This window comes from Kitasatospora sp. NBC_01266, from assembly GCF_036242395.1.
GTDB lineage: Bacteria > Actinomycetota > Actinomycetes > Streptomycetales > Streptomycetaceae > Kitasatospora.
In genome coordinates this window covers 519,095-546,087 of the sequence record NZ_CP108458.1, presented here as the reverse complement: position 1 = coordinate 546,087, position 26,993 = coordinate 519,095, and the positions used below count along the sequence as shown (strand labels likewise).

Genomic DNA, 26,993 nt, shown 5'->3' with positions numbered 1-26,993 from the left:
GCCCATCCGTCACCACGCTGTCAGCCGCCCTCCGTCGCGAAGCGGTCCAGTGCGCGCAGCACATGTCCGCGCGTCGTGGGGCCGCCCAGGTGGCCCGCGTCCTCGACCACGATCAACTCCGAGTCCGGCCAGGCGCGGTGCAGCTCCCAGGCGGTGGTCAGTGGTCCGCCCAGGTCGAACCGGCCGTGCACCAGGACCCCGGGGATGCCGGCCAGCCGTCCCGCCTCGCGCAGCAGTTCGCCCTCGGCCAGCCAGACGCCGTTGGCGAAGTAGCGTGCGCAGATCCGGACGAACGCCAGCCGGGCCTCGGTCGGGCGGTCGCCGTAGGGGTTGGAGGTCCCACCGGTCTCGCCGGACAGCACCGCGTCCTCCCAGGCGCACCAGTCGGCGGTGGCCTTCGCGCGGACCGCCGGGTCCGGGTGCTCGGTGAGGCGCACGTATGCCGCGAGCAGGTCGCCGTCGGGCGGCGTGCCATCGGCGCCCGCGACGAAGCGCTCCCACTGCTCGGGGAAGAAGCTGCCGACGCCCCGGTAGAGCCACTCGGTCTCGGAGCGCCGGGTCATCGTGACGGACGCGAGCACGATCCCGGAGACCCGCTCCGGGTGCCGCACGGCGTAGGCCAACGCCAGCGTCGAGCCCCAGGAGACGCCGAACAGCAGCCAGCTGTCGATGCCCAGGTGCTCGCGCAGCTGCTCCATGTCGGCGATCAGGTGGTGCGTGGTGTTGTGCCGCAGGTCGGTCGCCGGGTCGGCGGCGTGCGGGGTGCTGCGGCCGCAGTTGCGCTGGTCGAAGAGGATCACCCGGTAGCGCGCCGGGTCGAAGTACTGGCGTGTCCTGGCCTTGGCCCCCGAGCCGGGGCCGCCGTGGACGAACACCGCGGGCTTGCCGTCCGGGTTGCCGCACTCCTCCCAGTACACCAGGTTGCCGTCGCCGACATCGAGCATGCCGTGCTGGTAGGGCTCGATCGGGGGATAGAGCTCGGACACGGAAGGGCCTCCTCGGCGTAGATGCAACAGCGCTGTTATATTACGGGACATGGCTGACGCTGTCGCTGGTATTCACGCTGCCCCTGGTTCCGACTCCGCTGCCGGCCCCGCCCCTGGTCCCGAACTGCTCGGTACCCGGCTGCGCCACCTGCTCGACCTCCTCGACGGTGATGTCGCGGCCGTCTACCAGGACCTCGGCCTGCCCGGCTTCCGACCGCGCTTCGCCCCGGTCATCCGGGTGCTGGCCACCGCCGGCCCCAGCCCGATCCGCGACCTGGCCCGGGCCACCGGTGTCTCCCACTCCGCGGCCAGTCAGACGGTGGCCCAACTGGTCAAGGCAGAACTGGTGGTGCTCGCGCCGGGCCAGGACGCCCGGCAGCGGATCGTCCAGCTGACCCCGAAAGCGGAGGCACTGCTGCCGACCCTGGCGGCGGAGTGGTCCGCGACCAGCGCGGCCGCCGGCGCGTTCGAGGCGGAACTCCCGTACTCCTTGAGCCGGTTGATCACCGAGGCGCTGGCCGTGCTGGAACGCCGCCCGATGCGGCAGCGGATCGCCGATGTCATGGCGAAGGACGGTCGGCGGCAGGAGAGTTGAAGCCGGTCAGCAGAGCGCTCAGCGAGCCTGGAAGATGCCTCGAGGTGGAGCCGGCTCCCCGGCCGGGAGTGGCGGATCAGGTATCCGCGCCGGGCGCGCCGGCCAGGAGTTCGCAGTTGGCGAAGTTCATGCAGCCGCAGGCGAGGCAGGCCGCGACCGCTTCGCGCAGCCGCTGGGTCTGCTGGACGATGCGGTCGAGTTCGGGGAGCTTGCGTTCGGCCAGCGCCCGCCACTGGCGGGTGGCGCCCTGGTCGGCGTCGCTGTCCAGCAGCCGGCGGATCTCGGCCAGGGTGAACCCCGCGCGCTGCGACATCCGGATCAGCGCGATCCGCCGCAGGGTGGCGGCGGGCCACAGCCTGCGGCCGCCTTCACGGCGGGCGGCGGGCAGCAGCCCCAGACTCTCGTAGTAGCGCAGGGCCGAGGCCCGCAGGCCCGCCTGGCGCGCCAACTCCCCGATGCCCACGTATCGCATCGCATCACCCGTCGCTTGACTTCACGTGCGGTTGAACCGCTTGCCTGAACACATGATCTCAGCACGCCTGTTCCGCCGGTTTGCCCAGGGGTACCGACCGCTCTTCGCCCACCGCCCGTTCCGGCGCCTGCTGCCCGCACTGGCGGTGTCCGACCTCGGTGACGGGATGAGCGTGGTCGCGGTCGCCTGGCTGGCCGTGCGGCTGGCCCCGCCCGCCGACCGCGGCCCGTTGATCGGAGCCGCGGTCGCCGCCTACGTCCTGCCGGGCGTCGTCGGCGCGCTGGTGCTGGGCCGATGGCTGCGCGCCCTGCCCGCGCAACGGCTGATCCGCGCGAACGCCTGGACGCGGGCGTTCTTCCTCGGCTGCGTCCCCCTCACCTGGGCGCTCGGCGCGCTCCACCCCGCCCGCTACCTGACCCTGCTCGCCTGCTCATCCCTCCTGCACGCCTGGGGTGGCAGTGCCAAGTACGCCCTGGCTGCCCAAGTCCTTCCCGCCGAGCAGCGCCTGGCGGCCAACGCACTGCTCAGCACCAGCGCCTGGGTGTCCACCATCCTCGGCCCGGCGCTCGCCGGAGTCCTCGCGACGGTCATCGGCCCGGCCTGGATCATCGGTCTGAACGCCCTCTCCTTCGCCGCGTTGGCCCTCCGGAGCGGGTTCCTGGGCGCGCCGGACAGCCCGGAGCCCGCCGCGCCGGCCCCCGACACCCGGCCGGGCCAAGGCCTGCGCGTCCTGCGGGCCCGGCCCGAACTGCTCGGCGTCCTCGCGGTCACCTGGCTGTTCAACCTGTTCTACGGCCCCGTCGAAGTCGCGTTGCCGCTCTTCGTCGCGCAGGACCTCCACGCCGGCGCCAGTGCCCTCGGCCTGTACTGGGCCGCCTTCGGCATCGGAGCCGTCACGGGCGCGCTGACCGTCGGCGCCCTGCGAAACCTGCCGCTCAGGCCGGTCCTGCTCTGCATCATCGCCGGTCACGGCCTGGCCATGCTGCCCTTCGGGCTCCCCGCACCGGCCGCGTTCTCGCTGGTGGGTTTCGCCTTGGGCGGGATGATCTACGGTCCCTACAACGCCCTGGCCTTCAAGCTGTTCCAGGACCACACCCCGGCAGACCTGCTCACCACCGTCCTCGCGCTGCGCGGGTCCGTCCTGCTGACGGCCTCACCCCTCGGCGCGGCGCTGGGCGGGCCCCTCACCACCGCCCTGGGGGTCCGCCAGGTGCTGACCGGCACAGGCATCGCCATGATCTTCGTCGCCGCCTGCGCTGCGGCCCTGTGGATCCGCCGCACGAAGCAGCACCGGATCCGAACCCGCGCAGTACCGGTGGGTGGCCCGCGCTCCTAGCCAACTGGGCTTGATCCGCTGGTGTTTGATCCGCGCCGAGGGGGTCGCAGCCGCGGCAGTACTCCTGACCGGTGTCGCCCTGGCCGGGCCGCCGCACCGGTGACCACCCTCTCCAACGGCTACTGCTACGTCACCGGAACCGGCGCCTCCCCGTCCGTCGCCTCGCCCTTGGTCGTCATGTCGAGGACGCTACCGCCAGGCCGACCGCTGGAAGCCGGAACGGCCGACCTCGGACCGCGCCCGCAGCGTGTCTCAGCTGTCGCCGGTGCCGCCGCCGTGCTCGTCCGGCGCGGTGAACGGGCCCTCGGTGACGAAGCGGTGCAGGTGGCGGGCGAAGCTGTCGGCCTCGGCGGGCGGCCAGCTGCGCAGGGCGTCGGCGATCTGGTCGGCCAGCCGGTCGCGGGTGGCCTGCACCGCCTGCTCGCCGTGGTCGGTGAGGACCAGCAGGGTGGCACGGCGGTCGGCGGGGTCCGGTTCGCGGCGCAGCAGGCCGGCCTCCTCCAGGCGGCTGGCGCGGCGGGTCACGTTGGAGCGGTCCAGGCCGACCTCGTGGGCGAGTTCGGCGGCGCTGCGCGGGCCGGTCCGGGCCAGGCCGGACAGGACGGGATAGGTCAGCTCGTCCACCCCCTCGCCGAGGCCTTCGGTCAGCCGCTGGTACAGCCGTGCCCGGGTGGTGCGCCTGAGCAGCAGCCCCAGCGCCTCGGCGATCTCCTGACCCGCATCCATGTCCACCCCTCCAGGATAGCGTGTCCCGCGCACGCGTCGCGCCTCGGCAGTCCGATTGGTCTGACACTACATCAGGTCGATTTGCTGCCATGGTGGTTCGGATCGCCGCTCCGAATCGGCCGGCAGTGCCGGCACTTTGGGTCAGCCGTCCTCCTGGTCGGCGACGACCAGCGGGTCAGGAGCGGGCGGCGGGAGGGTCGAGAGGGGCGTGCGGCGCGGGCGTGGCCGCGGCCTTCGGTCCGGTCGGTGCGGCCGCGGTGCTCCGGGCCGCGCCGCGCAGCAGCAGGCCCACCGCGAGGGCCGCGAGCAGCGCGACGGCCGCGCCGCCGAGCAGCGCGTCGTGCATGCCCGTGACGAACGCGGTGCGGGCCTGGCCGAGGATCGGTTGGCCCGCGGCCGCGGCGGCTGCCAGTGAGGAGCGGGCCGCCCGCACCAGGTGCTCGGGTGCGCCGGGCAGCTGGAGGTGGCTGCGGTAGGAGGCGCCGAGGATGCTGCCGAGGACCGCGATCCCCAGGGCGCCGCCGAGTTCGCGTGACAGGTCGTTCATCGCCGAGCCGACGTTCTGCAGCGCCGGCGGCAGCGCGTCGGTGATCGCGGTGGTCGCCGGGGTCATCGCCAGCCCCATGCCGGCGCCGAGCAGCAGCAGCGCCGCCGCGATCAGCGCGTACGGGCTGCTGCGGTCCAGCTGGGCGAAGACCGACAGGCCCGCCGCGACCAGCAGCAGGCCGGCCAGCCACGGACGCCGGACGCCGAAGCGCGCGGAGAGCTTCGGGCTGAGCCGGGAGCAGGGGACCATCGCCACCGCCATCGGCAGCACGCTGACCGCCGCCGTCAGCGTGCCGTCGCCGCGCACCAGTTGCAGGTACTGCATGACCACGAAGATGTAGCCGAAGAAGGCGAAGAACTGCAGCGCGATGGAGAGCGAGCCGGCCGCGAACTCCGCGTCGCGGAACAGCCGTGGGTCCAGCAGCGGGTGCCGGCGCCGCAACTCCCAGGCCACGAAGCCCGCCAGCACGAGCAGCCCGACCCCGATCCCGCCCAGCGTGCGGGTGCTGCCCCAGCCGTTCACCGGTGCCTCGATCACGCTGTACACCAGCGCGCCGAGCCCGACCACCGCCAGCAGCGCGCCGACCACGTCGAGCGCGGGGCGGTCCGGCTCGGCCGACTCGGGGACGAAGACCCGCACGCCGACCAGCGCGAGGGCCGCGAGCAGCACGTTGAGCAGGAACACCGAGCGCCAGGACCACGCCTGCAGCAGCGACCCCGAGGTGAGCAGGCCGACCACGGCGCTGGCGCCCGCCACGGCCGCCCAGACGCTGACCGCTCGGGCACGCTGCTCGCGCGGGAAGGTGGTGGTGATGGTGGACAGCGTGGCCGGCATGACCAGCGCGGCGCCCACGCCCAGCAGCGCGCGCAGGGCGATCAGCGCGGCGGGGGAGGTGGTGAACAGCGCCCCGGCGGAGGCGCCGCCGAAGATCAGCAGGCCGGTCAGCAGCGCCCGGCGGCGGCCGAACCGGTCGCCCAGCGCACCGGCCGGCAGCAGCAGCGAGGCGAAGACCAGGCTGTAGGCGTCGATGATCCAGGAGAGTTGGGTCTGCGTGGCGTGGGTCTGCCGGGCGATGGACGGCAGCGCGACGTTCAGCGAGGACATCGCGGCCACCACCGTGGCCAGCGCGAGGCAGGTGATCGCCAGCACCGCGTTGGGGCGCGGGGTGATGCCGTGTGGCGGCCGGGTGGTTGCCGGGTGGCCGGTTGGTTGCTGGGCGGCAGGCATGGGTTCTCGCTCTCCCGGGGTCGCTCGGGCTCTTGGCAGGACGGGGGCTTCGACTACCTGCGCACAGCGTCGCCGTCCCCGGAGTAGCATTTCAACGGTGATGAATAAACCCGCGTCGCGCGGGCGTCGACCAGGCAGCCCGGACACCCGCGGCGCCATCCTGGACATCGCGCGCCGCCGGTTCCTGGCCGAGGGCTATCACGCTGTCACGCTGCGCTCGATCGCCGCTGAGGCGGGCGTCGACCTGGCGCTGATCAGCTACTTCTTCGGCTCCAAGAAGGGCCTCTTCGGCGCCGCCCTCGCCTTGGCAGCCAACCCCGCCGAGGTGCTCGCCGAGGTGCTGAAGGGCGACCGGGCCACCTTCCCGCAGCGCGCCCTGCGCTCCCTGCTCGGCGTCTGGGAGGACCCGCAGGCCGGCCCCACCCTGCTGGCGATGCTCCGCCGGACGGCGCAGGAGGAGGCCTTCGCCGCCCTGGTCAAGGAGGTGGTGGAGCGTGAGATCGTGGACCGGATCGCCGCCTGGCTCGGCGGCGCGGCGGCCCGCAGGCGGGCCGCCGCCTGCTGCGCGCAGCTCGCCGGTGTGATCACCACCCGGTACCTGCTGCGGCTGGAGCCGATGGCGTCCATGACGCCTGATGAAATCGTCCGCCACCTCGGACCCGCCCTGCACCGGGCTCTCCAGGAGCCGGGACAGCGGCCCGTCGGGCGGTCGGCGCCCGCCGGCCCGCACTGAACGGGCCGGCGGGCGGGCGCGGCAGGCTCGGGCGCGAGCCGAGACGGTGCTGCGGGCCGCTCCGCTCCGCTCAGGGAGCCTTGAAGTAGGTCGGGAAGGCGGGCGCCAGCCAGGGCTTGCGCCCCCAGGCCAGGATCCGGCCCCGGGCGATGGCCCCCGCCGGGTTGCAGCGGCCGAGCGCCAGCAGCAGGAAGGTGACCGGCTCGGTGACGATCACGCAGTCGGCTCCCGGTGCGGGCGGCTGACTGATCGTCACCTCGCCGTCGGCGAGCGCGACGCCGAAGCGCGGGCCGCCGCGCAGGCCGACGGTGTAGCGGGCGTGCCGGTCGGCGGCGGTGCGCCGGTCCACCACCCGGGGCATCGCGGTGAGCAGGAACGGGAGCGAGAGTTCGACGCGCTCGCGGTCGATCATGTGCGGGTGGCGCAGCGCGCGGGCCAGGTCGTAGCCGTGGCCGAGCTGGTGGGTGAGCAGGTAGCTGGGCAGTGTGCCCAGGTCCATCGGGCCCATCGGGGTCAGCACGGTCTCGGTGGCGTCGCGCTGCTCGATGGCGGCGGCGAAGGCACGGGTGTGCGCCACGATCGCGTCGGCCAGGACCACGGGGTCGCGTTCGGGGTAGTCGGCCAGCGACTCCTCGTTGGCGGCGGCCAGGCCGCCCGGGGTGCCGTCACCGTAGGGGCGCCGCTCGCCGCCGGCCACGGCCGCCATCAGCTGGTTGGCGAGCGCGAGGTGCGCGGCCGCTTCGCCCACCGACCAGGTGGCACCGGGTATCCGCACCGCCGGTTCGGGGCGTGAGCGCAGCAGGTGGGCGATGGATTCGGCGGTGGCGAGGTTGGCCTCGATCACCTTGGTTGGCACTCTCATGGGGCCGAAGCCTGCGGCAAGACGCCCGCACTGTCCAGACCCTGGAAAGGACTCGCCAGCCCGTGGGCGCTGGTCCGGCCCGTGGGAACTGGTCCGCCCCATGGGAGCTGGTCCGGCTGCTGCGGGGCGAGCTGGTCGCGGTGGTGCGGCGAGCCGGTCGCGGCGGTGCGGCCTCCCGGTCGTGGCGCTGATCGGGTGAGCCGGCGGCGATTCGCCGACCGGGGCGGCCGGGAGCTGCGAAACGATCGTCACCGGTCGGAGCGGCGTCGACGGCCACCCCCAGAGCCGGAGGCCGAGATGCGGATCCTACTGATCGCCAGTGCGTTCAACAGCCTGACCCAGCGCGTCTTCGCGGAGTTGCGCGATCACGGGCACCACCTGGCCGTGCACCTGGTGACCGGCGACCAGGCGCTGCGGGAGACGGTGCGCCGGCACGCGCCGGAGCTGATCGTGGCACCGATGCTGAAGGCCGCCGTGCCCGAGGACGTCTGGTCCGCGCACACCACCCTGATCGTGCACCCGGGCCCGCTGGGCGACCGGGGGCCCTCCTCGCTCGACCGGGCGATCCAGGAGGGCGCGGAGCGCTGGGGGGTGACGGTGCTCCAGGCCAACGAGGTGATGGACGGCGGCGACGTCTGGGCGCACGTCGAGTTCCCGGTGCCGCCGGTCGGCAAGAGCGATCTGTACCGCAACGAGCTCTCCGACGCCGCGTCGCGGGCCGTGCTGCTCGCCGTCGAGCGCTTCGCCTCGGGCAGCCACACCCCGTGCGCGCAGCACGGCCCTGGCTGGGACGTCCCCGTGCGCACCCGCCCGTACCTGCGGCAGGGCGAGCGACGGATCGACTGGTCCGGCGATCCGACCGCGACGGTGCTGCGCAAGCTGCGCGCCGCCGACTCCCAGCCGGGTGTGGCGGATGAACTGCTGGGTGCCCGATGGCAGTTGCACGGCGGCCACGCCGAGGACGAACTGCGCGGCGCCCCTGGCGAGTTGCTGGCCACCCGGGCCGGCGCGGTGTGCCGGGCCACGGTGGACGGCGCGGTGTGGCTGCCCGAGCTGCGGGCGCGCCGGGACGCGGGGGCGGTGGCCGGCGTCAAGCTGCCGGCCACCCTCGCGCTGGGGGAGCGGCTGCCGGCGCTGCCGGAGGTGCCCGCTCCGCTCTGCCTGCCCGAGGGGCGCCGCACCTGGACGGACCTCGACTACCGGGAGCGGGGCCCGGTCGGGCTGCTGCGCTTCTCCTTCCCTGGCGGGGCGATGAGCACCGCGCACTGCCGGCGGCTGCTGGACGCCTACCGCTACGCCTGCTCCCGTCCGACCTCGGTGCTGGTGCTCGGCGGCGGCCGGGACTTCTTCTCCAACGGCATCCACCTCAACGTGATCGAGGGCGCCGCCGATCCGGCCGTGGAGTCCTGGGCGAACATCAACGCGATGGACGACCTGGTCGCCGAGCTCCTCACCACCACCGACCGGCTGGTGGTCGCCGCGCTGGGCGGCAACGCGGCGGCCGGCGGCGCGATGCTGGCGCTGGCCGCCGACGAGGTCTGGTGCCGCGAAGGTGTGCTGCTCAACCCGCACTACCGGCTGATGGGGCTGTACGGGTCGGAGTACTGGACGTACACCCTGCCGCGCCGGGTGGGCCGGGCGGTGGCGGAGCGCCTCACCGGGCAGGCGCTGCCGGTGACGGCGGACAGTGCGCAGCGGCTGGGCCTGGTGGACCGGGTGGTCGCGGCGGCGCCCGGGGAGTTCGGCTCCGAGGTCGCCCGGCTGGCCGAACTGCTTGCCAATCGGCCCGCGTTGGCGGAGCGGATCGCGGCGAAGAAGGCCGGGCGCGAGCGCGACGAGGCGGCCAAGCCGTTGGCGGCCTACCGCGCCGAGGAGTTGGCGGTGATGCGCCGCACCTTCCTGGACCCCAGGGCGCCGTACCACGCGCTGCGCGCCGCGTTCGTGCGCAAGGAGCCGGTGCGGGGCACGCCGGAGCACTTGGCGTGGTTTAGCGATCAAGATGTCGCGTCATACTGACTGTCGTCAGGAAAACGCGATATCCCCGTGTCGCCCCCGCCGCCCTGTCGGCCCTGTCAGCCCGGTCGCGTTCCGCCCGTTCCAGCTCCGCCCGTTCCAGCTCCGCCCGTTCCCGTTCCGTCCGTTCCGTCCGTTCGCGTTCCCGCTCCGCCTTCGCCGAGCCCGCCGAGGTGCCACCCATGGAGCTCTCCCCCTCAGGACACGTCGACACGTTCTGCCGCGACCGCCTGCCGGCCGCCGACCAGTGGCCCGAACTGATCCACGAATTACCGGAGTTGCGCTATCCGGAACGGCTCAACTGTGCCCGCGAGCTGCTCGACGAGACGGTCGCGCGCTGGGGCCCGGACCGGCGCTGCCTGCTCACCCCCGGCGAGCAGCAGTGGAGCTACGGCGAACTCCAGCTGCGCGCCAACCAGGTGGCCCAGCTGCTGACCGAGGAGCTTGGCCTGCTGCCCGGCAACCGGGTGCTGTTGCGTGGACCCAACAACCCATGGCTGGTCGCCAGTTGGCTCGGGGTGCTGAAGGCGGGCGGGGTGGCCGTGACCACCATGCCGCTGCTGCGGGCCGGTGAGCTGGTCGAGTTGGGCGCGATCAGCCGCCCCACGATCGCGCTCTGCGACCACCGCTACCTCGCCGACCTGGAGTCGGCCGCCGAGCGCCTGCCGGGCCTGACCGTGCTCGGCTACGGAGCGGCCGGACCGAGTGACCTCACCGCCCGCTGCGCGGCCAAGGACGGCGTCTTCAGCGCCGTCGACACCGCCGCCGACGACGTGGCGCTGATCGCCTTCACCTCCGGCACCACCGGACGCCCCAAAGCGACCCTGCACTTCCACCGGGACGTGCTGGCCAACGCCGACACCTTCTCCCGGCACATCGTGCGCCCCGAGCCGGACGACCTGTTCACCGGCACACCCCCGCTCGGCTTCACCTTCGGGCTCGGCGGGCTGGTGGTCTTCCCGCTGCGGGTCGGCGCGGCCAGCCTCCTGCTGGAACGGGCCGGCGCTGAGGAGTTGGCCGAGCTGGTCGCCGCGCACCGCGCCACCGTGCTGTTCACCGCGCCCACCGCCTACCGGGCCATCCTGGCCGCCGGGTTGGCCGGCAAGCTGGCCGGACTGCGGCGCGGCGTCTCGGCGGGCGAGGCCCTGCCGGCCGCCGTCTGGCAGGAGTTCCGGCAGGTCACCGGGCTGCGCCTGATCGACGGCATCGGTGCCACCGAGCTGCTGCACGTCTTCATCTCCGCCGCCGACCAGGACATCCGCCCCGGCGCCACCGGCCGCGCGGTGCCCGGCTACCGGGCGGCGATCCTGGACGAGCAGGGCGCGCCCGTGCCGGACGGGCAGCCGGGCCTGCTCGCCGTCAAGGGCCCGACCGGCTGCCGCTACCTGGACGACGAGCGGCAGGCCGACTACGTGCGCGGCGGGTGGAACATCACCGGCGACGTCTACCTGCGGGACCAGGACGGCTACTTCTGGTACCAGGCGCGCAGCGACGACATGATCGTCTCGGCCGGCTACAACATCGCCGCGCCGGAGGTCGAGCAGGCCCTGGTCGGCCATCCCGACGTGCTGGACTGCGCGGTGGCCGGCGCGCCGGACCAGCGGCGCGGCACCGTGGTCAAGGCCTTCGTCGTGCTGCGCGAGGGAGTTGACGCCTCCCCGGCCCGGGCGGCGGCGCTCCAGCAGCACGTGAAGCAGGCCATCGCGCCCTACAAGTACCCGCGCGCCGTCGAGTTCGTCCCCGCTCTGCCGCGCACCTCCAGCGGCAAGCTGCACCGGGCCGAGCTGCGCCGCTGGGCGGCGGCCCGGCTGCCCAGCGTGGTGGTGGAGCGGCGGGTCGAGTGGTCGGACACCGACGCGGCCGGGCACTACCACTTCTCCGCCGTGCAGCGCTGGGTCGAGGCGGCCGAGGCGGTGCTGCTGCGCCGGCTCGGGCTGGACGGACTCTTCGGCAGCATCCCCCGGGTGCGCTTCGAGGCGGACTACCGCGAGCGCCTCTGGTTCGGCGAACCGGTGCACACCGAACTGCGGGTGGAGAAGGTCGGCCGCTCATCGCTGACCTACGGCTTCGAGGTGCGCGGCCCCAGCGGCCCCGCCGCCACCGGGCGGATGACCGTGGTGCACGCCGCCGTGCGGGCCAAGGGCTCGGCACCGTGGCCGGACGAGGTGCGGGCCGCGCTCACCCAGGCCGGGCCGCAGGACGCCGAGTGCTACCACCGGGAGGAGTCGTGAGCCGGACAGCCGTGATCGGCGGCGGGCCCGGCGGGCTCTACTTCGCCGCGCTGGCCAAGCAGTTGGCCCCGGAACGGGAGATCACCCTGTGGGAGCGCAACGCCCCCGACGACACCTTCGGGTTCGGCGTGGTCTTCTCCGACGAGACCCTCGACGGGATCGCCCAGGCCGACCCGGAGGTGTTCCGGGCGATGTCCGCGGAGTTCGCCCGCTGGCGCGACATCGACATCCGCTACGCGGGGCGGCAACTCACCTCCGGCGGCCACGGCTTCGCCGCCCTGGAGCGCCGGCGGCTGCTGGCCATCCTGCGCCGGCGCTGCGAGGAGCTCGGGGTCGACCTGCGGTTCAGCACCCAGGCGCCGGCCGCCGCCGAACTGGCCGCCGAGTACGACCTGGTGGTGGCCGCCGACGGGGTCCGCTCGGCCACCCGGCAGGCCTTTGCCGCGAGCTTCGGCCCGCGGCTGGACGAGCGCGGCTGCCGCTACATGTGGCTGGCCACCGACCGGGTCTTCGAGGCCTTCACCTTCATCGTCGAGCAGACCGACTTCGGCATCGTGCAGGTGCACGCCTACCCCTATGACGACCGGCGCAGCACCTTCATCGTGGAGCTGGGGGAGGAGGCCTGGCAGCAGGCCGGCTTCGGCGACGACGAGCGCAGCGTGCGGCGCTGCGAGCGGCTGCTGGCCGAACACCTCGACGGGCACCGGCTGATCGCCGGACCCAGCCCGCGCTGGATCAACTTCACCACGGTGCGCAACGCGAGTTGGCGCCACGGCAATGTGGTGCTGCTCGGCGACGCGGCGCACACCGCGCACTTCTCGATCGGCTCGGGCACCAAGCTGGCCATGGAGGACGCCCTGGCGCTCGCCGCCTGCCTGCACGAACACCCCACTGTTCCACAGGCGTTGAGCGCCTACGAGGCCGAGCGCAAGCCGGTGGTGGAGTCCACCCAGCGCGCCGCCCAAGCCAGTCTGGAGTGGTTCGAGGGCATCGGGGGCCACACCGGCCAGCCGGCCCCGCAGTTCGCCTTCAACCTGCTCACCCGCAGCCGCCGGGTCGGCTACCAGAGTCTGCGCGAGCGGGACCCGGAGTTCGTCGCGGCGGTCGACTCCTGGTTCGGCTCCGACTGCGGCGTCCCGCCGATGTTCCGGCCCTTGAAGCTCGGCCGGCTGCCGCTGCGCAACCGGATCGTGGTGCCGCCGCTGGCCACCTACACGGCGGTCGACGGCATGCCGAGCGCCTTCGAGGCCGCCCAGTTCAGCGCGCAGGCGCTCGGCGGCGCGGCGCTGGTGCTGGCCGGGATGACCGCCGTCAGCCCCGAGGGCCGGGCCACCCCGCACTGCCCGGGGCTCTGGAACGACGAGCAGGAGCGGGCCTGGCGGCGGATCGTCGAGGCGGCCCGGCTGCTGCCCGACACCCGCCTCGGGATCCAGCTCACCCATGCGGGCCGCCGCGCCTCGACCGCCAGGCCAGGACCGGACGGCATCGGCCGCCCGCTGGCCCCCGGTGAAGGCGACTGGCCGTCGCTGGCCGCCTCCGCGCTGCCCTGGGACGCCGACAGTCCGCGGCCGCGCGAAGCCAACCGGGCCGAACTGGACGCCATCGTCAGGGACTTCGCCGCCGCCACCGAGCGGGCCCACCGGGCCGGCTTCGACGTCCTGGAACTCCAGCTGGGCCATGGGCAGTTGCTCTCCGGCTTCCTCTCCCCGCTGACCAACCAGCGCCGGGACGAGTACGGCGGCACGCTGGGCTGCCGACTGCGCTTCCCGCTCCAGGTGCTGGCGGCGGTCCGGGCCGCCTGGCCGGCCGCCAAGCCGCTGCTGGTGCGGATCTCCGCCACCGACTGGGCCGAGGGCGGCACCACGTCGGCCGAGGCGGTGCGGATCTGCCGCGCGCTGGCCGACGGCGGGGCGGACGCGGTGGACGTCTCCACCGGCGAGGTGGTCGCCCACCAGCGGCCCGACTACGGACGCAGCTACCAGACCCCGTACGCCGACCTGATCCGCAACGCCACCGGGATCCCGACCATCGCGGTCGGCGCCATCTCCAGCCACGACGACGCCAACTCGATCCTGCTGGCCGGGCGGGCCGACCTGGTCGCGGTCGGCCGCGCCCACCTGCACGACCCGCTCTGGACCCTGCACGCCGCCGCCGACCAGGGCTACACCGGACCGGGCGCGCCCTGGCCGCAGCCCTGGCAGGCCGGCCGGCGCAAGCCGCCGGGCCCGCGCGCCGACCGGGTGCCGCCCCGACTGCACCTGCTGCGCGCCCCCGCCGACCCCGTCCACCGCCGCTGGCTGCCCAAGCGCGACCCGCAACCCGACGCCGACCGGAGCGCCTGATGGACTTCTGCCTGCCCCGCTTCACCGCCGCCGCCGTCCAGGCCGCGCCGGTCTACCTGGACCCGGACGCCACCACCGCCAAGGCCGTCGACCTGATCCGCGAGGCGGCCCGGCACGGCGCCACGCTGGTGGTGCTGCCCGAGGCCTTCATCCCCGGCTACCCGTACTGGAACTGGACGATGAACCCGGTCCAGGGCTCGCCCTGGTTCGAACGGCTCTACCGGGCCGCGATCGACGTGCCGGGACCGCAGGTGGCCGCGCTCTGCGCGGTGGCCAGGGAGTGCGGCACGGTGCTGGTGGTCGGCGTCAACGAGCGCGGCGCGCACAGCCTCGGCGTGCTGTACAACACCCTGCTGATCATCGGCGCCGACGGCGAACTGCTGGCCGCGCACCGCAAACTCGTCCCCACCTGGGCCGAGAAGCTCACCTGGACCGGTGGCGACGGCAGCACCCTGCGGGTGCACCGCACCGCGGTGGGCCCGCTCGGTGCGCTGGCCTGTGGTGAGAACACCAACACGCTGGCCCGCTTCACCCTGCTCGCCCAGGGTGAACTCGTGCACGCCGCAAGCTACATCGCGCTGCCGGTGGCGCCCGAGGACTACGACATGGCGGACGCCATCGCACTGCGCACGGCGGCCCACAGCTTCGAGGGCAAGCTCTTCTCGGTGGTCGCCTGCTCCACCATCTCGCCCGAGATCGTGGACGCGGTGGCCGGCGAGGACGAGGCGGTGCGCAAGCAACTGGCCCGCAAGCGCAGCGCGCTCTCCGGGATCTTCGGCCCCGACGGCCGCCCGGTCACCGAGCCGCTGATCGACGACGAGGGCATCGTCTACGCCGAGATCGACCTGGGCCGGTGCATCCAGCCCAAGCAGATGCACGACATCATCGGCCACTACAACCGCTTCGACGTCTTCCGGCTCCAGGTGGACGACCGTCCCCGGCAGCCGATCACCTTCACCACCGACCGGACCGCCCCTGCTCCTGAGGAGGAAGCGTGAGCGCCGACCACGACGACACCCGGCTCGGCCGGGCCCGGGTCCACGACACCCCGGAACTCAAGTCCTACTACCAGGAGTTGGGCGCCCTTGAGGCTGGCGCACTGTGGACCGTGGCGAACGAGATCGAGCCCTGGTACCCGCAGCCCAGGTCCGTCCCGACGCTCTGGCGCTACCAGGACCTGCGCCCGCTGGTGCACAAGGCGCTGCCGCTGGTGCAGGCCGACGACGCCGGCCGCCGGGTGGTGATGCTGGTCAACCCGCGGCGCAGGGAGCTCAGCGCCGCCGTCGGCCTGCTCTACACCGGCCTGCAGATCATGGGGCCCGGCGAGTCGATGACCGCGCACCGCCACCAGGCCGCCGCCCTGCGCTTCGTCCAGGAGGGCACCGGCGCCTGGACCGTCGTGGACGGCCAGAAGCTCAGGGTCGGCCCGCGCGACTTCGCCATCACCCCCAACGGCACCTGGCACGAGCACGGCAACGAGTCCACCGAAGCGCCGGTGATCTGGCAGGACGGTCTGGACATCCCGCTGGTGAACGCGCTGGACGCGGGCTTCTACGAGGTGCACCCCGAGCTGTACCAGCGGCCCGGAAAGGTGGTCAACTCCTCGGTGCTCAGCTACGGCGGCAACCTGCTCCCGTACGGCGTGGAGAACTGGACCCGGCCGTACTCCCCGCTGCTCGCCTGGCCCTGGGAGCCCACCTACCAGGCGCTGCTCGACCTGGCCAGGGCCACCGAGGGCTCCCCGTACGACGGCGTGATCATGGAGTACACCAACCCCGTCACCGGTGGCGCGGTGATGCCCACCATGGGCGCGCACATGCAGTTGCTGCGCCCGGGGCAGGCCACCTCGGCGCACCGGCACACCGGCTCGGTCGTCTACACCGTGGCCAAGGGGCGCGGCAGTTCGGTGATCGCGGGGCAGCGCTTCGACTGGCAGCAGGGCGACATCTTCTGCGTGCCGTCCTGGGCCTGGCACGAGCACGCGAACCTGGACGAGCGCGAGGACGCCTGCCTCTTCTCGTTCAACGACTTCCCGGTGATGCGCTCGCTCGGCTTCCACCGCGAAGAGGCCTACCCCGACCACGACGGGCACCAGCCCGTCCCGACCTCCGAGGAGCGTGAGCAGCCGCCATGCGCCTGATCACCTACACCCACCAGGGTTCGGCCCCCCGCCTGGGCGCCCAACTCGGCGACCGCGTGGTGGACCTGGCCGCCGCGGCGCTGGCGGCCGACGCCGAGCTGCCCGCCGACCTGCTCTCGCTGATCCGGGCCGGCGACCAGGCCCTCGCGCTGGCCCGGCAGTTGGCCGACCGGGCGCCCGGCGGACAGTCGCTGGCCGAGGTCACGCTGCACGCCCCGCTGCGGCCCGGCAAGATCATCGGCGTCGGCCTCAACTACGTGGAGCACGTCGCCGAGTCCAGCCGCAGCCTGGACACCGCGAGCGAACTGCCCGACCGCCCGGTGCTCTTCGGCAAGCCCGCCACCGCCGTCACCGGCCCCGGCGCCCCGATCCTGCACAACGGCGACCTGACCCAGCAGCTCGACTGGGAGTGCGAACTCGCCGTGGTGATCGGCCGACCGGCCTTCCGGGTCACCGAACAGGACGCCTGGGCCCACGTGTTCGGCTACAGCATCATGAACGACATCAGCGCCCGCGACCAGCGCCGCTCGGGCCAGTGGTTCTTCTCCAAGGGCATGGACTCCTATGCCCCGTTCGGCCCGGCCGTGGTCACCGCCGACGAGATCCCCGACCCCCAGCAGCTCGACCTCTCGCTGCGGGTCAACGGCGAGACGAAGCAGAAGTCCAACACCCGCCACATGCTCTTCGCCATTCCGCGCCTGATCGCCGACATCTCCTCGGGCATGACCCTGGAGCCCGGCGACGTCATCTCCACCGGCTCGCCCTCCGGGGTCGGCGCCGGCATGACGCCTCCTCAGTTCCTGCGCCCCGGCGACCTGGTGGAGGCCACCGTGGAACGCATCGGAACCCTGGTCAACCCGGTGGTGGACGCCCGATGAGCGGACGCGCCTACCGCATCGGCCAGATCGTCCCCAGCTCCAACGTCACCATGGAGACCGAGGTGCCGGCGATCCTGCGGGCCCGCGAGACGGTCGCACCCGAGCGCTTCACCTTCCACTCCAGCCGGATGCGGATGACCCAGGTCACCCCCGAGCAGCTCAGGGCGATGGACGCCGACTCCGACCGGTGCGCGCTGGAACTCTCCGACGCACACGTGGACGTGCTCGGCTACGCCTGCCTGGTGGCCATCATGAGCATGGGCCAGGGCTACCACCGGGTCTCCGAGGAGCGGTTGCACCGGCGCACGGTGGAGAACGGCGCGCCGGCCCCCGTGGTCACCAGCGCGGGCGCGCTGGTGCACGGGCTGCAGGTGCTGGGCGCCAAGAGGATCGCCCTGGTCGCCCCCTACCTGCGCCCGCTGACCCGGATGGTGGTGGAGTACCTGGCCGCCGAGGGCATCGAAGTGCTGGACCACACCTCGCTGGAGATCCCCGACAACCTGGCCGTCGCCGCCCACGACCCGGCCGCGCTGCCGGGCATCGCGAGCGCCCTGGCGTACGCGGACGCCGACGCCGTGGTGCTCTCCGCCTGCGTCCAACTGCCCTCGCTGGCCGCCGTGGCCGACGCCGAACAGCAACTCGGCAAGCCGGTGGTCTCCGCCTCCATCTGCACCGCCCACCAACTGCTGCGCGCGCTCGGCCTGCCCGCCGTGGCTCCCGGCGCCGGGCACCTGCTCTCCGGGGCCTTCGCCTGACCGCACGCGGGGGTTGCCGGTGGACCGGCACCGGCCGGGCGGCCGCTGCGTATGATCACCAGGACGGCCCAAGGAGAGGCGAGCATGTCGGAGACCAGACCCAGCGCCCTGATCGGCACCGTCTACGGTGCGTTCGTGCGGCGGCTGGGCGGCTGGATCACGGTCTCCGACCTGATCGCGCTGATGGCCGAACTGGACGTGGGCAGCCAGGCGGTGCGCTCGGCGATCTCCCGGCTGAAGAAGGCCGGCACCCTGGTCCAGGAGCGCCGCCCGGCCGGCACCGGCTACCGGCTGAGCCCGGCGATGGGCCCGGTCTTCGACGAGGGCGACCGCCGGATCTTCGGCAGCCTGGAGCCCGCCCGGCTGGCCGACGGCTGGGTGATCGCGACCTTCTCGGTGCCGGAGTCCGAACGGGCCCACCGCCACCAACTGCGCTCCCGGCTCAGCTGGCTGGGCTTCGGCAACGCCTCCCCGGGCGTCTGGCTGGCCCCCGCCCGGCTGCTGCCGGACGCCGAACTGATGCTGCGCCGCACCGGCCTGAGCGACTACGTGCACCTCTTCACCGGCCGGTACGCGGCCTTCGCCGAACTGCGCGAGGCGGTCAGCGGCTGGTGGGACTTCCCGGCGATCGAGGCCCAGTACGCCGAGTTCGCCGACGCCCACCGGCCGCTCGCCGCGCTGCTGGGCCCCGCACCGCAGCCGGCGGCGGCCTTCCGCGCCTACCTGCCGATGCTGACCCAGTGGCGCCGACTGCCCTACCTGGACCCGGGCCTGCCGCCCGAACTGCTGCCCGCCGACTGGAACGCCGTGCTGGCCCGCCGGGTCTTCGCCGACCTGCACGCCCTGCTCGCCGAGCCGAGCCTGCGCCACGTCGAGCAGGTCACCGGCCTGCCGACCGCCGCAGCAGCAGCCGCCCCCGCCACAGCCACCCCCGCCACCACCCGCCCGTGAGCCAAGGGAGCCCACCCGCCATGACCGACGCCGACCTGGTGCTCCGCGCGGGCGCCGTGCACACCCTGCTCCCCGGCCAGGCCCCACAGCGGGCGCTGGCCGTGCGTGGTGACCGGATCCTGGCCGTGTCGCCCGACCCGCACGGGCTGGACGACCTGATCACGCCCGCCACCCGGGTGGTGGACGAGCCGGGCGCCACCGTGCTGCCCGCCTTCGACGACACCCACACCCACCTGATCCTCGCCGCGAACAGCGCCCACGACGTCCCGGTCCACCAGGCCCGCGACCTCGCCGGGTTCCTCGACCTGATCCGGCGGCGCGCCGCCGGCACGGCGCCGGGGGAGTGGATCCGCACCACCGTCAACTGGCAGGAGTTCAACCTCGCCGAGCAGCGCTTCCCCAGCATCGCCGAACTGGACGCGGTCACCACCGAGCACCCCGTCATGGTCAAGCGCGGCGCCTACAACGTGGTGCTCAACTCGCCCGCGCTGCGGCGCACCGGCTTCGGACCCGACAGCCCCGACCCGGCCGGCGGCCAGTTGGAGCGCGACCCGGCGGGCCGGCTGACCGGGCGACTGATCGGCGCCGCCGCCGCGCAGGCCGAACGCCTGCTGCCGCGACCGGACCTGGCGGCCCGGATCGAGGGCCTGCGGGCCGCCTCGCACGCCTACGCCGCCACCGGCATCGGCACGGTGCGCGACTGCATGGTCCCGCTCGCCGACCTGCCGGTGCTGCGCGCCGCCCAGCGGGCCGGCGCCCTCGGAGTGCGGGTCCGCGCGCTGGTCTCGGCCATCGGCCTGCGCGACGCGGCCGAGGTCGGACAGCTGCTGGACGCGATGGAGCCGTGGCGCGAGCCGGGTGACGACTGGTTGAGCGTCTGGGGCGTCAAGTTCGGCATCGACGGCGGCATCGAGGCCGGCGCCCTGGAGCAGCCCTACGCCAGCCGCGACTGCTACTGCGGCAGCCTCAACTGGGAGCCCGAGGCGCTGGCCGACGCGGTGGACGCCGTGGTCCGGCGTGGCTGGCGGGTGGGCACCCACGCCTGGGGCGACCGCGGCCTGCGGGTGCTGCTCGACGTCTACGAGGAGGTGCTGCGCCGCCACCCGGGCCTGCCCGCCGGCACCCTGGTGATCGAGCACGGCGGCCTGGCCCGCCCCGAGCAGCGGGCGCGCGCGATCAAGCTGGGCCTCCCGGTCACCGTCCAGCACCCGCTGCTGCACGACGCCGCCGGCGCCCAGATCCGCGAGTGGGGCGCCGACCGGGTCGCCGACCTCTTCCCGCTGCGCGAGTGGCTGGACGAGGGCGCGCTGCTCACGGCCGGCTCGGACTTCCCGGTCGGCCCGTTCGGCGCGATGACCTCGGTCTGGGGCATGGCCACCCGGCAGACCGTGGCCGGTGTCCAGGGCGCGGCGCACGCCATCAGCCGCCCCGAGGCGATCGCCCTGCACACCACCAACGCCGCCCGCCTGCTCGCCGAGACCGGGCTGCGCGGCGCCCTCACCCCCGGCCGCCTCGCCGACCTCACCCTCTGGCCCGCCGACCCGCTCGGCTGCCCCGCCGACGAGCTGGCCACCCTGCTCCCCGACCTGACCCTGCTGGGCGGCCGAGCGGTGCACGACGCGCGGGGGCTGTTCGCCGACCACTCCTGACGGACCGTCAGAGCGCCTCCCCCGCCGTGTCGGTCGCACCCCGTAGAGTCGGCGGCCACAGTGCTCACCGAAGGAGGCCATCTGATGTCCCGGGTTCGCGTGCACAACTTCAGTGTCTCGCTGGATGGTTACGGCACCGGTGAAGGGCAGAGTCTCGAGGCGCCGTTCGGCCATGCCGGCCAGCGGTTGCACGAATGGTTCTTCCAGACCCGGACCTTCCACGAGATGTTCGGGAAGCCCGGCGGCGGCGCCGGAGTCGACGACGCGGTGGCCGGCGCCTGGAACGCGGGCATCGGCGCGGAGATCATGGGGCGCAACAAGTTCGGTCCCCAGCGCGGCCCGTGGCAGGACCACGAGTGGACCGGCTGGTGGGGATCCAATCCGCCGTTCCACACACCGGTGTTCGTGCTGACCCACCACCCCCGCCCGTCGGTGGAGATGGAGGGGGGCACCACCTTCCACTTCCTCGACGCCACGCCCCAGGAGGCGCTGCGCCGGGCGCTCGAGGTCGCGGGCGACCTGGACGTGCGGATCGGCGGCGGGCCGAGCATCGTGCGCGACTTCCTGGCGGCGGACCTGATCGACCAGCTGCACGTGGTGCTGGTGCCGATCGTGCTGGGGCGCGGTGAGCGGCTCTGGGAGAGCCTCGAAGGGCTCGAAGAGCGCTTCCAGGTCGAGTCGGTGACGACCCCCAGCGGCGTCACGCACCTCACCATGACGCGGCCGTAGCCGGCACTCGGCCCCGGCCCTGGGACGAGCCCGGGGCCGGGGCCGAGCGCTGCGGCCTCAGAACGCGACGATGCCCTCGCCGCCGACCGCGTCGGGCACCAGCACTGAGCCGATCCCGGTCAGCGAGCCGTCGTCGTTGACGGTGAACTCGTCGACGATGCCCTGGCCGCCGGTCTGCGCGTAGAGGTAGCGGCCGGCCTTGGTGTCCGAGACGGCGGTGTCGACGGTGCCCGGGTGGGTCGCGGCGGTGCCGAGCGGGGTCAGCGTGGCGCCGTGGTCGGAGGCGCGGAAGCCGCTGAGCGTCGAGCTGCCGGCGTTGGAGACGTAGACCAGGTCACCCACCTTGACCACCCAGCAGGTGGCCGACTGACCGGTGGCGGCGAAGCCCTGCTGGGTGGCGGTGCCGTCGGGGTGCAGCTGCACGGTGGAGAGCGCGTTCGGTCCCGCCTGGGCCAGGAAGAGCCCGCCGTGACCGGCCGGGACGAAGCCGAAGGGCACCGCGCCCGGCAGGTTGGTGACCACCGGGTCGGCCGAGGGCGCGCCGTCGCGGTCGATCGCGAAGACGTCGAGGTTGTTGCCGTTGGCCTTGGTGGTGACCACCAGCTGGGTGCCGTTGGCGGTGAAGCCGACCTGCCCCGGGGTGTTGGTGAACTGCGGCACGGCGGTCGGGTCCAGGCCCAGGCAGCGGTTCCAGCCGGCCTTCAGGTCGAGGTGGCCCTCGTGCACCCGGTAGCCCTGGATCGAGCCGCCGTCCAGCGCGTTCAGCACGTAGACGACGTCCCCGTGCACGGCGACGCTGACCGGGAACTGACCGCCCGAGGAGATGACCTGGCGGCGCTCCAGGTGGTCGCCGTCCACCGCGAAGACGGTGACGGTGTTGCTGCCCGCGTTGACGGCGTAGAGCAGCGCGTGCCGCTCGTCGTAGGTGAGCGAGCCCTGCGAGGCGAGGTGGTCGACCACCGAGTCGGCCAGCATGCCGCCGAGACCGCCGGTGTCGTAGCTGCCGGCCTGGGTCAACTGCCCGTTGTCGGACCGGTGGTAGGCGATGACCTGGTTGCCGGAGAGGTTGTCGGTCTGGACGAACACGGCGTGGTGGCCGTGCGGGTGGGCGTCGTCCATCGCCCGGACGGCGGCGGCGCTCGAGGTGGCGGGGGTGGTGGAGACGGCGGAGACGGTGGGGGCGGACACGGCGACCGCGGCGAGCGCGGTCGCGGTGGCCACGGCGAGACGGGTGAATCGCTGCACGATGGGGCTGCTCCCTTGGGCTGCTGCTCCGGCCCGGACCGGCCGGACGGCACGTCAGCTGTGCCGTTCCATACCGTAAGTGACGTTATGTCTGGATTTGTGGAGGTGGCCCGGGTGGCCTTGCCCGGAGTCGGTAGCATGCTCGAAGGACGACCTGAGAGCGATGGGGGCCAAGTGACTGGGACGGCGGTACGCGGGGCACGGGTGGCCGTGGTGGGCGGCAGCATCGCGGGGTGCGCCGGCGCGCTCGCCGCGGCCCGGGCCGGGGCCGACGAGGTGGTGGTCTTCGAGCGGTCCACCGGCCGCCTCCAGGACCTGGGCGTCGGCCTCGCGCTGCACAACGACCGGTACGCCGAGCTGGCGGCGGTCGGCTTCCTCGACGCCGACATGCCGTGGATCCAACTGGCCCGACGTCCCTGGGTGGTGCGGGACGGCGAGGAGCGCGCGGGGCGGGCGATCGGCGTGGTGCCGATGCCGTTCCGCTGCTACAACTGGGGCTCGCTCTGGAGCGAGCTGCGCGGCCGGATCCCCGGGAGCGTCCAGTACCGGACGGGCGCCGCCGTCTCGAGCCTCGAGCAGGAGCCGGACGGCGTGCGGCTGGTCCTGGCGGACGGCGGCGAGGAGCGGTTCGACCTGGTCGTCGGGGCGGACGGCTACCGCTCCCTGGTGCGCGCGGCGATGGTTCCGGGCGTCGCCGCCAGCTACGGGGGCTACCTGGCCTGGCGTGGCACGCTGCCCGCCGACCGGCTGCCGGGTCCGCCCGAGGCCTTCCGGGAGGGCGACGCGGCGACCGTCGTCTGGCCCGGCGGGCACATGATCGTCTACCGGATCCCCGGGCGGGACGGCACCGGTGCCTCCGTCAACTGGGTCTTCTACGCCGTCCCGCCGCCCGCGGCGGCGGCCCGCTTCGCCGACCCGACGACCATCCACCCGCGCGCGGTGACCGAGGACCTGGCGCGGCATCAGCAGGACTTGGTGGAGCGCTACTTCCCGCCGTTCTGGCAGGAGGTGATCGCCCTCACCCCGCTCGAGGAGCGGTTCGTCCAGCCCATGTACGACATGGCCATCCCGCACTACGCCGCCGGCCGACTGGCCGTGCTCGGCGACGCCGCCTCGATCGCCCGCCCGAACACCGGCAGCGGCGCGATCAAGGCGCTGCAGGACGCCGCGGCCCTGGAGCGGGCGCTGCGCTCGGCGGGCACCCTGACCGAGGCGCTGACCGCCTACAGCCAGGAGCGCGCACCCATGGGCCGGGCGACCGTGGAGCTCGGCCGCAGCCTGGGTCGCGCCCAGGTCCAGGAGACACCCGACTGGGCGGCGATGGACCAGGGCGCGATCGAGAGGTGGTGGCTGCGGGCGGGCGGCGGCAACGGCTTCGGTGGCCGCCCGCTGGGGCGCTGAGCGGCGCGAAGGAGTGACCGCCCGGCCGGGGCCCGACCCGGCCGGGCGGCGGTGCGGCGGTCAGTCGCGGCGGGCCAGCAGCCGGTAGGCGTTCGACAGGCCGGTGCGGCCCGCGAGCGGGGCGAGCAGGCGGTCCAGCAGGGCCGCGAGCAGCAGCACGGGCGAGGCGGCGAGGAAGAGCGCGCCGCGCAGCGCGCGACGTGCCCGCCCCGGCGGCTCGCCCGGCAGCCACGGCGCGTCCTCGGGCGGCGCGAGGGCGTCCAGCAGCAGCCAGCAGGCGGCCAGCAGGTCCACCGGGTCGTGCGCCTCGCGGTGCTGCTCCAGCACCACCGTGAAGCCCAGCTCGCCCAGCCGGCGGCGCAGGTTGGCGGCCGGCATCAGGTGCAGGTGCTGCGGCTGCAGCCAGGGCAGCCACCAGCGCCCCAGCAGCCGGGCGAACCGGGAGCCCGGGTCGGGGACCTCGATCAGCAGCAGGCCGCCGGGGCGCAGCACCTGGTGCGCGGCGGCCAGTTCGCGGGCCGGTTCGGTGCTGTGCTCCAGGTAGTGGAACATGCTCAGCACGTCGTACTGGCCGGTCAGTTGCCCGGCCAGGTCGGGGAACAGGCCGCGGAAGCCGCGCCTGAGCCGACCGTGCCGTTCGGCCAACTCAGCGCCCTCGCTGAGGTCCAGGCCGTCGAAGGAGGTGTCCGGGAAGAGCTCGCGGGCCCGCTCGCAGAAGTGCCCGTGCCCGGTGCCGACATCCAGCCAGCTGTCCGGTGCGGCGGTGAACGGCGCCACCGACCGGGCGCGGCCCCGGTAGACCTCGGCGCGGGTGCCGAAGACGCCGCTCAGGCGCTGCTCGCCCAGGCCGTCGTAGAAGTCGCGGTAGTAGAACTCCAGTCCCTCGCCGGTCAGTCGGGGGTTCTGGAAGACGTGCCCGCAGTCCTCGCAGCGGTCCAGGGTGAATCGGCCCGGCTTGTGCTGCAGCAGGTCGCCGGTGCGCAGCCGGGTCCGCAGCCTGGTGGCGCCGCACCAGGGGCAGTCGGTGCGGCGCGGCTCGAAGAACCGGTCGGTGCCGTCGGCCAGTTCGGCCTGGTAGCCGGGCCGCAGGGCGGCGACCTGCCGACTGCGCACGGTTGCCCGGTCGGGGCCGGGGCCTGCCTCGGTGGCGGTCAACGGACGCTCCTCTCGGCGGGGTTGGCCAGCGGAGCGGGCAGCTCCGCCAGGTGGTCGGCGGCGCGGGCCGCGCCACCGGCCGCCCGGAACGAGGCGCCGACCCGGCGGGCGGCGGTCCGGTGCGCGGGATCGTCGAGGACGGCGTCCAGCGCCTGGCCGAGCCTGGCCGCGCTGGTCCGCCCGAACCGCACCCGCAGGCCGGCGCCGGCGGCCACCACCTGGCCGGCCACCACCGGTTGGTCGTCGCGGATCGGGGCGACGACCAGCGGCACGCCGTGCCACAGCGCCTCGCAGACCGTGTTGTGTCCGGCGTGGCAGATCACGGCGGCGGCGCCCGCCAGCAGCCGCAGCTGCGGAACGGCGGGCAGCACCAGCAGGTCGGGATCGGGCGCGGGATCGCCGAGCACCTTGCCGGGGTCGACCAGTACCCCTTGCAACCTTCCGGAGCGCTCCCGCAGCGTCTCCTGACAGGCCGTCAGGAACGCGGCGCCCGCATCGGTGTTGGCCGTGCCCAGGGTGACCAGCACCGTCGAGCGGTCCGGGTCCAGCCACTGCCACGGGAATTCGGGCTCGGCGGGCCGGGCCGCCAGCGCCGGGCCGACGAACCGGATCGGGCCCACCGGGGCGGCGGCGCCGGCCAGTTCGGGGGTGCTGAAGGCGAGGATCAGGTGCGGGGAGAAGCGCGGGTCGACACTGCTGGGCGGTGCGCCGAGACGCCCGCGCAGCTCGTGCAGCAGGCCGCGGACCCAGGCGTCCACCAGCGGCATCCCGTCCAGCGCGCCGGTGAACTCCGCCGAGGTGGTGGCGGAGGTGGCCCACGGCAGCCCGAGCCGTTCGGCGACCAGCGCACCGGCCACCGCCTGCTGGTCCACCACCAGCACGTCCGGGCAGAAGTTCGCCACCGCCGCCGCCACGTCCGGGGCCATCGCCTCGGCGAGCGGGATCAGGAACTCCTCCCAGAGGAACTTCAGCGCCGCCGGTCCGCGCAACTCCGGCGGCCGCTGCGCCGCCGCCCCGTCCGGACCGAACCCGGGGACGGCGCAGGCGAACACCTCGGCGTCCGGGCCCGCGAGCCGGCCGAGCAGGTCCGGCACGCCCGCCCAGGCGACGGTATGCCCGCGAGCGGCCAGCTCGGCGGCGACCCCGACGGCCGGGTTGATGTGGCCGACCAGCGGCGGAACCACGAAGAGGAATCGGGTCACCGCAGGCTCCGTTCGGGCTCGCCGTGCAGCACCACGCCCTGCTCCCGCAGCCAGCCGAAGGCGAGTTCGCGCACCACCTCCGGGGCTTCGACCAGAACGGAGTGCTCCTGGTCGGGCACGAAGGTGCTCCGGCAGTCGGCCAGCAGCCCGTCCAGCCAGGCGGACTGGTCGGCCAGGTCGGACTCGGTGCCGTAGACCGCGAGCACCGGGCAGCGGATCGCGCGCAGTTCGGCGGTGCTGGGCAGCAGGCTGGCCGGGATGTCCCGGGCCAGCGAGGTGCCGGCCAGCAGCACGCCGGCCGAGCGGGCCAGCCTGGCGGTGTGCGCGCCGCGCTGCTCGGCGACCCAGGCCAGCGTCCGCTCCTCGCCCAGCTCCTGCTCGGCCCGGCGCAGGATGCCGTCCAGCTTGGCCGCCCAGGCCGCCGAGGCCGGCTCGGACTCGATCGCCAGGATGCTCGCGACCTGCGCCGGACGCCTGGCCGCGAGGCCGAACGCCACCGTGCCGCCGAAGGAGTTGCCCAGCAGGTGGACCGGGCCGGTCAGCGCCAGCCGGTCCAGCAGGGTCTCCAGGTCGTCGACGAAGTGCTCCAACCGGTAGCCGGTGGGCGGCCGTTCGGAGCGGCCGTGGCCCCGGTGGTCGTACATCAGCACCTCCACCCCGGCGGCCGACAGCGCGGGGGCCAGGGTGAAGTAGTAGCTCGCCAGGCTGTCGGTGAGCAGCCCGTGCAGCAGGACGGCGGTCGCGGTGGCCGGACGCCCGTCCGGCGGGGCGAGCCGCTGCACGTGGCAGCGCCGCCCGTTGAGGTCCACGAAGGCCAC

24 protein-coding genes and 1 pseudogene are annotated in these 26,993 nt (G+C 74.0%); 16 read left to right on the top strand and 9 right to left on the bottom strand.

What is annotated here, in order from left to right:
- Positions 1 to 20: 20 nt before the first annotated feature.
- Positions 21 to 986 carry a prolyl aminopeptidase gene (gene pip / locus OG403_RS02430; protein WP_329561005.1) on the bottom strand — a complete coding sequence of 322 codons (966 nt, stop codon included), beginning with the start codon at positions 984 to 986 and terminating at the stop codon, positions 21 to 23.
- 49 nt (positions 987 to 1,035) lie between these two features.
- Between pip and OG403_RS02425 the strand changes: the two genes are divergently transcribed.
- The gene (locus OG403_RS02425) at positions 1,036 to 1,581 is read left to right on the top strand and encodes a MarR family winged helix-turn-helix transcriptional regulator (protein ID WP_329561004.1); all 546 of its coding nucleotides are present in this window, start codon (positions 1,036 to 1,038) and stop codon (positions 1,579 to 1,581) included.
- Positions 1,582 to 1,657: 76 nt separating this feature from the next.
- On the opposite strand, the gene OG403_RS02420 is transcribed toward OG403_RS02425, so the two are convergent.
- Complete coding sequence (locus OG403_RS02420; RefSeq protein ID WP_329561002.1) at positions 1,658 to 2,053, bottom strand: MerR family transcriptional regulator; 396 nt, start codon at positions 2,051 to 2,053, stop codon at positions 1,658 to 1,660.
- 52 nt (positions 2,054 to 2,105) lie between these two features.
- Here OG403_RS02420 and OG403_RS02415 point away from each other — a divergent pair, with 52 nt between their 5' ends.
- Positions 2,106 to 3,389, top strand: a complete 1,284-nt coding sequence (locus OG403_RS02415; RefSeq protein WP_329561001.1) for an MFS transporter — start codon at positions 2,106 to 2,108, stop codon at positions 3,387 to 3,389.
- Between the two features lie 252 nt (positions 3,390 to 3,641).
- Here OG403_RS02415 and OG403_RS02410 read toward each other — a convergent pair whose 3' ends face one another.
- Both OG403_RS02410 and OG403_RS02405 read right to left on the bottom strand, forming a co-directional pair.
- Positions 3,642 to 4,115 carry a MarR family winged helix-turn-helix transcriptional regulator gene (locus tag OG403_RS02410; RefSeq protein ID WP_442911041.1) on the bottom strand — a complete coding sequence of 158 codons (474 nt, stop codon included), beginning with the start codon at positions 4,113 to 4,115 and terminating at the stop codon, positions 3,642 to 3,644.
- 175 nt (positions 4,116 to 4,290) lie between these two features.
- Positions 4,291 to 5,889, bottom strand: a complete 1,599-nt coding sequence (locus OG403_RS02405; RefSeq protein ID WP_329560997.1) for an MFS transporter — start codon at positions 5,887 to 5,889, stop codon at positions 4,291 to 4,293.
- 100 nt (positions 5,890 to 5,989) lie between these two features.
- Between OG403_RS02405 and OG403_RS02400 the strand changes: the two genes are divergently transcribed.
- Positions 5,990 to 6,622, top strand: a complete 633-nt coding sequence (locus OG403_RS02400) for a TetR/AcrR family transcriptional regulator (protein ID WP_329572059.1) — start codon at positions 5,990 to 5,992, stop codon at positions 6,620 to 6,622.
- A gap of 70 nt (positions 6,623 to 6,692) precedes the next feature.
- Here OG403_RS02400 and OG403_RS02395 read toward each other — a convergent pair whose 3' ends face one another.
- Entirely contained in the window at positions 6,693 to 7,484 is a 792-nt protein-coding gene (locus OG403_RS02395; protein ID WP_329560995.1) for a maleylpyruvate isomerase family mycothiol-dependent enzyme, read from the bottom strand.
- 62 nt (positions 7,485 to 7,546) lie between these two features.
- Here OG403_RS02395 and OG403_RS02390 point away from each other — a divergent pair, with 62 nt between their 5' ends.
- The 12 genes and pseudogenes from OG403_RS02390 (at position 7,547) to OG403_RS02335 (ending at position 21,172) form a co-directional block, all read left to right on the top strand.
- Entirely contained in the window at positions 7,547 to 7,675 is a 129-nt protein-coding gene (locus OG403_RS02390) for a hypothetical protein (protein ID WP_329560994.1), read from the top strand.
- 106 nt (positions 7,676 to 7,781) lie between these two features.
- Positions 7,782 to 9,500, top strand: coding sequence for a hydrogenase maturation protein (locus OG403_RS02385; RefSeq protein ID WP_329560993.1), 1,719 nt, complete (start codon positions 7,782 to 7,784; stop codon positions 9,498 to 9,500).
- 179 nt (positions 9,501 to 9,679) lie between these two features.
- Positions 9,680 to 11,311, top strand: a pseudogene (locus tag OG403_RS02380) (AMP-binding protein); the annotation flags it as partial.
- Between the two features lie 3 nt (positions 11,312 to 11,314).
- Entirely contained in the window at positions 11,315 to 11,728 is a 414-nt protein-coding gene (locus OG403_RS02375) for an acyl-CoA thioesterase (RefSeq protein WP_329572057.1), read from the top strand.
- Positions 11,725 to 14,070: an oxidoreductase gene (locus OG403_RS02370; RefSeq protein ID WP_329560991.1), complete on the top strand. Its 2,346-nt coding sequence runs from the start codon at positions 11,725 to 11,727 to the stop codon at positions 14,068 to 14,070. The genes OG403_RS02375 and OG403_RS02370 overlap by 4 nt, the downstream gene beginning before the upstream one ends.
- Positions 14,070 to 15,068 carry a carbon-nitrogen hydrolase family protein gene (locus OG403_RS02365; protein WP_329560990.1) on the top strand — a complete coding sequence of 333 codons (999 nt, stop codon included), beginning with the start codon at positions 14,070 to 14,072 and terminating at the stop codon, positions 15,066 to 15,068. The genes OG403_RS02370 and OG403_RS02365 overlap by 1 nt, the downstream gene beginning before the upstream one ends.
- A complete protein-coding gene (locus OG403_RS02360) occupies positions 15,065 to 16,210 on the top strand; it encodes a cupin domain-containing protein (protein ID WP_329560988.1) in 1,146 nt (381 codons plus the stop codon). The genes OG403_RS02365 and OG403_RS02360 overlap by 4 nt, the downstream gene beginning before the upstream one ends.
- Positions 16,201 to 17,088 (top strand): fumarylacetoacetate hydrolase family protein, encoded by an 888-nt coding sequence (locus OG403_RS02355; RefSeq protein ID WP_329560986.1) that lies wholly within the window; start codon positions 16,201 to 16,203, stop codon positions 17,086 to 17,088. Before OG403_RS02360 ends, OG403_RS02355 begins: the two co-directional genes overlap by 10 nt.
- Entirely contained in the window at positions 17,085 to 17,843 is a 759-nt protein-coding gene (locus OG403_RS02350; protein ID WP_329560984.1) for a maleate cis-trans isomerase family protein, read from the top strand. Before OG403_RS02355 ends, OG403_RS02350 begins: the two co-directional genes overlap by 4 nt.
- Before the next feature lie 84 nt (positions 17,844 to 17,927).
- Positions 17,928 to 18,794: a PaaX family transcriptional regulator gene (locus tag OG403_RS02345; protein WP_329560982.1), complete on the top strand. Its 867-nt coding sequence runs from the start codon at positions 17,928 to 17,930 to the stop codon at positions 18,792 to 18,794.
- 20 nt (positions 18,795 to 18,814) lie between these two features.
- The gene (locus OG403_RS02340) at positions 18,815 to 20,443 is read left to right on the top strand and encodes an amidohydrolase (RefSeq protein ID WP_329560980.1); all 1,629 of its coding nucleotides are present in this window, start codon (positions 18,815 to 18,817) and stop codon (positions 20,441 to 20,443) included.
- Between the two features lie 84 nt (positions 20,444 to 20,527).
- The gene (locus tag OG403_RS02335; RefSeq protein ID WP_329560978.1) at positions 20,528 to 21,172 is read left to right on the top strand and encodes a dihydrofolate reductase family protein; all 645 of its coding nucleotides are present in this window, start codon (positions 20,528 to 20,530) and stop codon (positions 21,170 to 21,172) included.
- Positions 21,173 to 21,229: 57 nt separating this feature from the next.
- On the opposite strand, the gene OG403_RS02330 is transcribed toward OG403_RS02335, so the two are convergent.
- Positions 21,230 to 22,417, bottom strand: a complete 1,188-nt coding sequence (locus OG403_RS02330; protein ID WP_329560976.1) for a lactonase family protein — start codon at positions 22,415 to 22,417, stop codon at positions 21,230 to 21,232.
- 174 nt (positions 22,418 to 22,591) lie between these two features.
- Here OG403_RS02330 and OG403_RS02325 point away from each other — a divergent pair, with 174 nt between their 5' ends.
- Complete coding sequence (locus tag OG403_RS02325; RefSeq protein ID WP_329560975.1) at positions 22,592 to 23,818, top strand: FAD-dependent monooxygenase; 1,227 nt, start codon at positions 22,592 to 22,594, stop codon at positions 23,816 to 23,818.
- Positions 23,819 to 23,878: 60 nt separating this feature from the next.
- Here OG403_RS02325 and OG403_RS02320 read toward each other — a convergent pair whose 3' ends face one another.
- From OG403_RS02320 to OG403_RS02310, 3 genes are read right to left on the bottom strand one after another with little or no spacing between them, the layout of a single operon-like run.
- On the bottom strand, positions 23,879 to 24,973 hold the full coding sequence (locus tag OG403_RS02320; RefSeq protein WP_329560973.1) for a class I SAM-dependent methyltransferase: 1,095 nt from the start codon (positions 24,971 to 24,973) through the stop codon (positions 23,879 to 23,881).
- A complete protein-coding gene (locus OG403_RS02315) occupies positions 24,970 to 26,175 on the bottom strand; it encodes a glycosyltransferase (RefSeq protein ID WP_329560971.1) in 1,206 nt (401 codons plus the stop codon). Before OG403_RS02315 ends, OG403_RS02320 begins: the two co-directional genes overlap by 4 nt.
- Positions 26,172 to 26,993 (bottom strand): alpha/beta fold hydrolase, encoded by an 822-nt coding sequence (locus OG403_RS02310; RefSeq protein WP_329560969.1) that lies wholly within the window; start codon positions 26,991 to 26,993, stop codon positions 26,172 to 26,174. Before OG403_RS02310 ends, OG403_RS02315 begins: the two co-directional genes overlap by 4 nt.

Coding starts and splice junctions, on each gene's coding strand:
- OG403_RS02340 (WP_329560980.1), top strand. CDS start 18,815: ATGACCGACGCCGACCTGGTGCTCCGCGCGGGCGCCGTGCACACCCTG.
- OG403_RS02365 (WP_329560990.1), top strand. CDS start 14,070: ATGGACTTCTGCCTGCCCCGCTTCACCGCCGCCGCCGTCCAGGCCGCG.
- OG403_RS02345 (WP_329560982.1), top strand. CDS start 17,928: ATGTCGGAGACCAGACCCAGCGCCCTGATCGGCACCGTCTACGGTGCG.
- OG403_RS02395 (WP_329560995.1), bottom strand. CDS start 7,484: ATGAGAGTGCCAACCAAGGTGATCGAGGCCAACCTCGCCACCGCCGAA.
- OG403_RS02335 (WP_329560978.1), top strand. CDS start 20,528: ATGTCCCGGGTTCGCGTGCACAACTTCAGTGTCTCGCTGGATGGTTAC.
- OG403_RS02385 (WP_329560993.1), top strand. CDS start 7,782: ATGCGGATCCTACTGATCGCCAGTGCGTTCAACAGCCTGACCCAGCGC.
- OG403_RS02355 (WP_329560986.1), top strand. CDS start 16,201: ATGCGCCTGATCACCTACACCCACCAGGGTTCGGCCCCCCGCCTGGGC.
- OG403_RS02405 (WP_329560997.1), bottom strand. CDS start 5,889: ATGCCTGCCGCCCAGCAACCAACCGGCCACCCGGCAACCACCCGGCCG.
- OG403_RS02400 (WP_329572059.1), top strand. CDS start 5,990: ATGAATAAACCCGCGTCGCGCGGGCGTCGACCAGGCAGCCCGGACACC.
- OG403_RS02425 (WP_329561004.1), top strand. CDS start 1,036: ATGGCTGACGCTGTCGCTGGTATTCACGCTGCCCCTGGTTCCGACTCC.
- OG403_RS02410 (WP_442911041.1), bottom strand. CDS start 4,115: ATGGATGCGGGTCAGGAGATCGCCGAGGCGCTGGGGCTGCTGCTCAGG.
- OG403_RS02350 (WP_329560984.1), top strand. CDS start 17,085: ATGAGCGGACGCGCCTACCGCATCGGCCAGATCGTCCCCAGCTCCAAC.
- OG403_RS02420 (WP_329561002.1), bottom strand. CDS start 2,053: ATGCGATACGTGGGCATCGGGGAGTTGGCGCGCCAGGCGGGCCTGCGG.
- OG403_RS02415 (WP_329561001.1), top strand. CDS start 2,106: ATGATCTCAGCACGCCTGTTCCGCCGGTTTGCCCAGGGGTACCGACCG.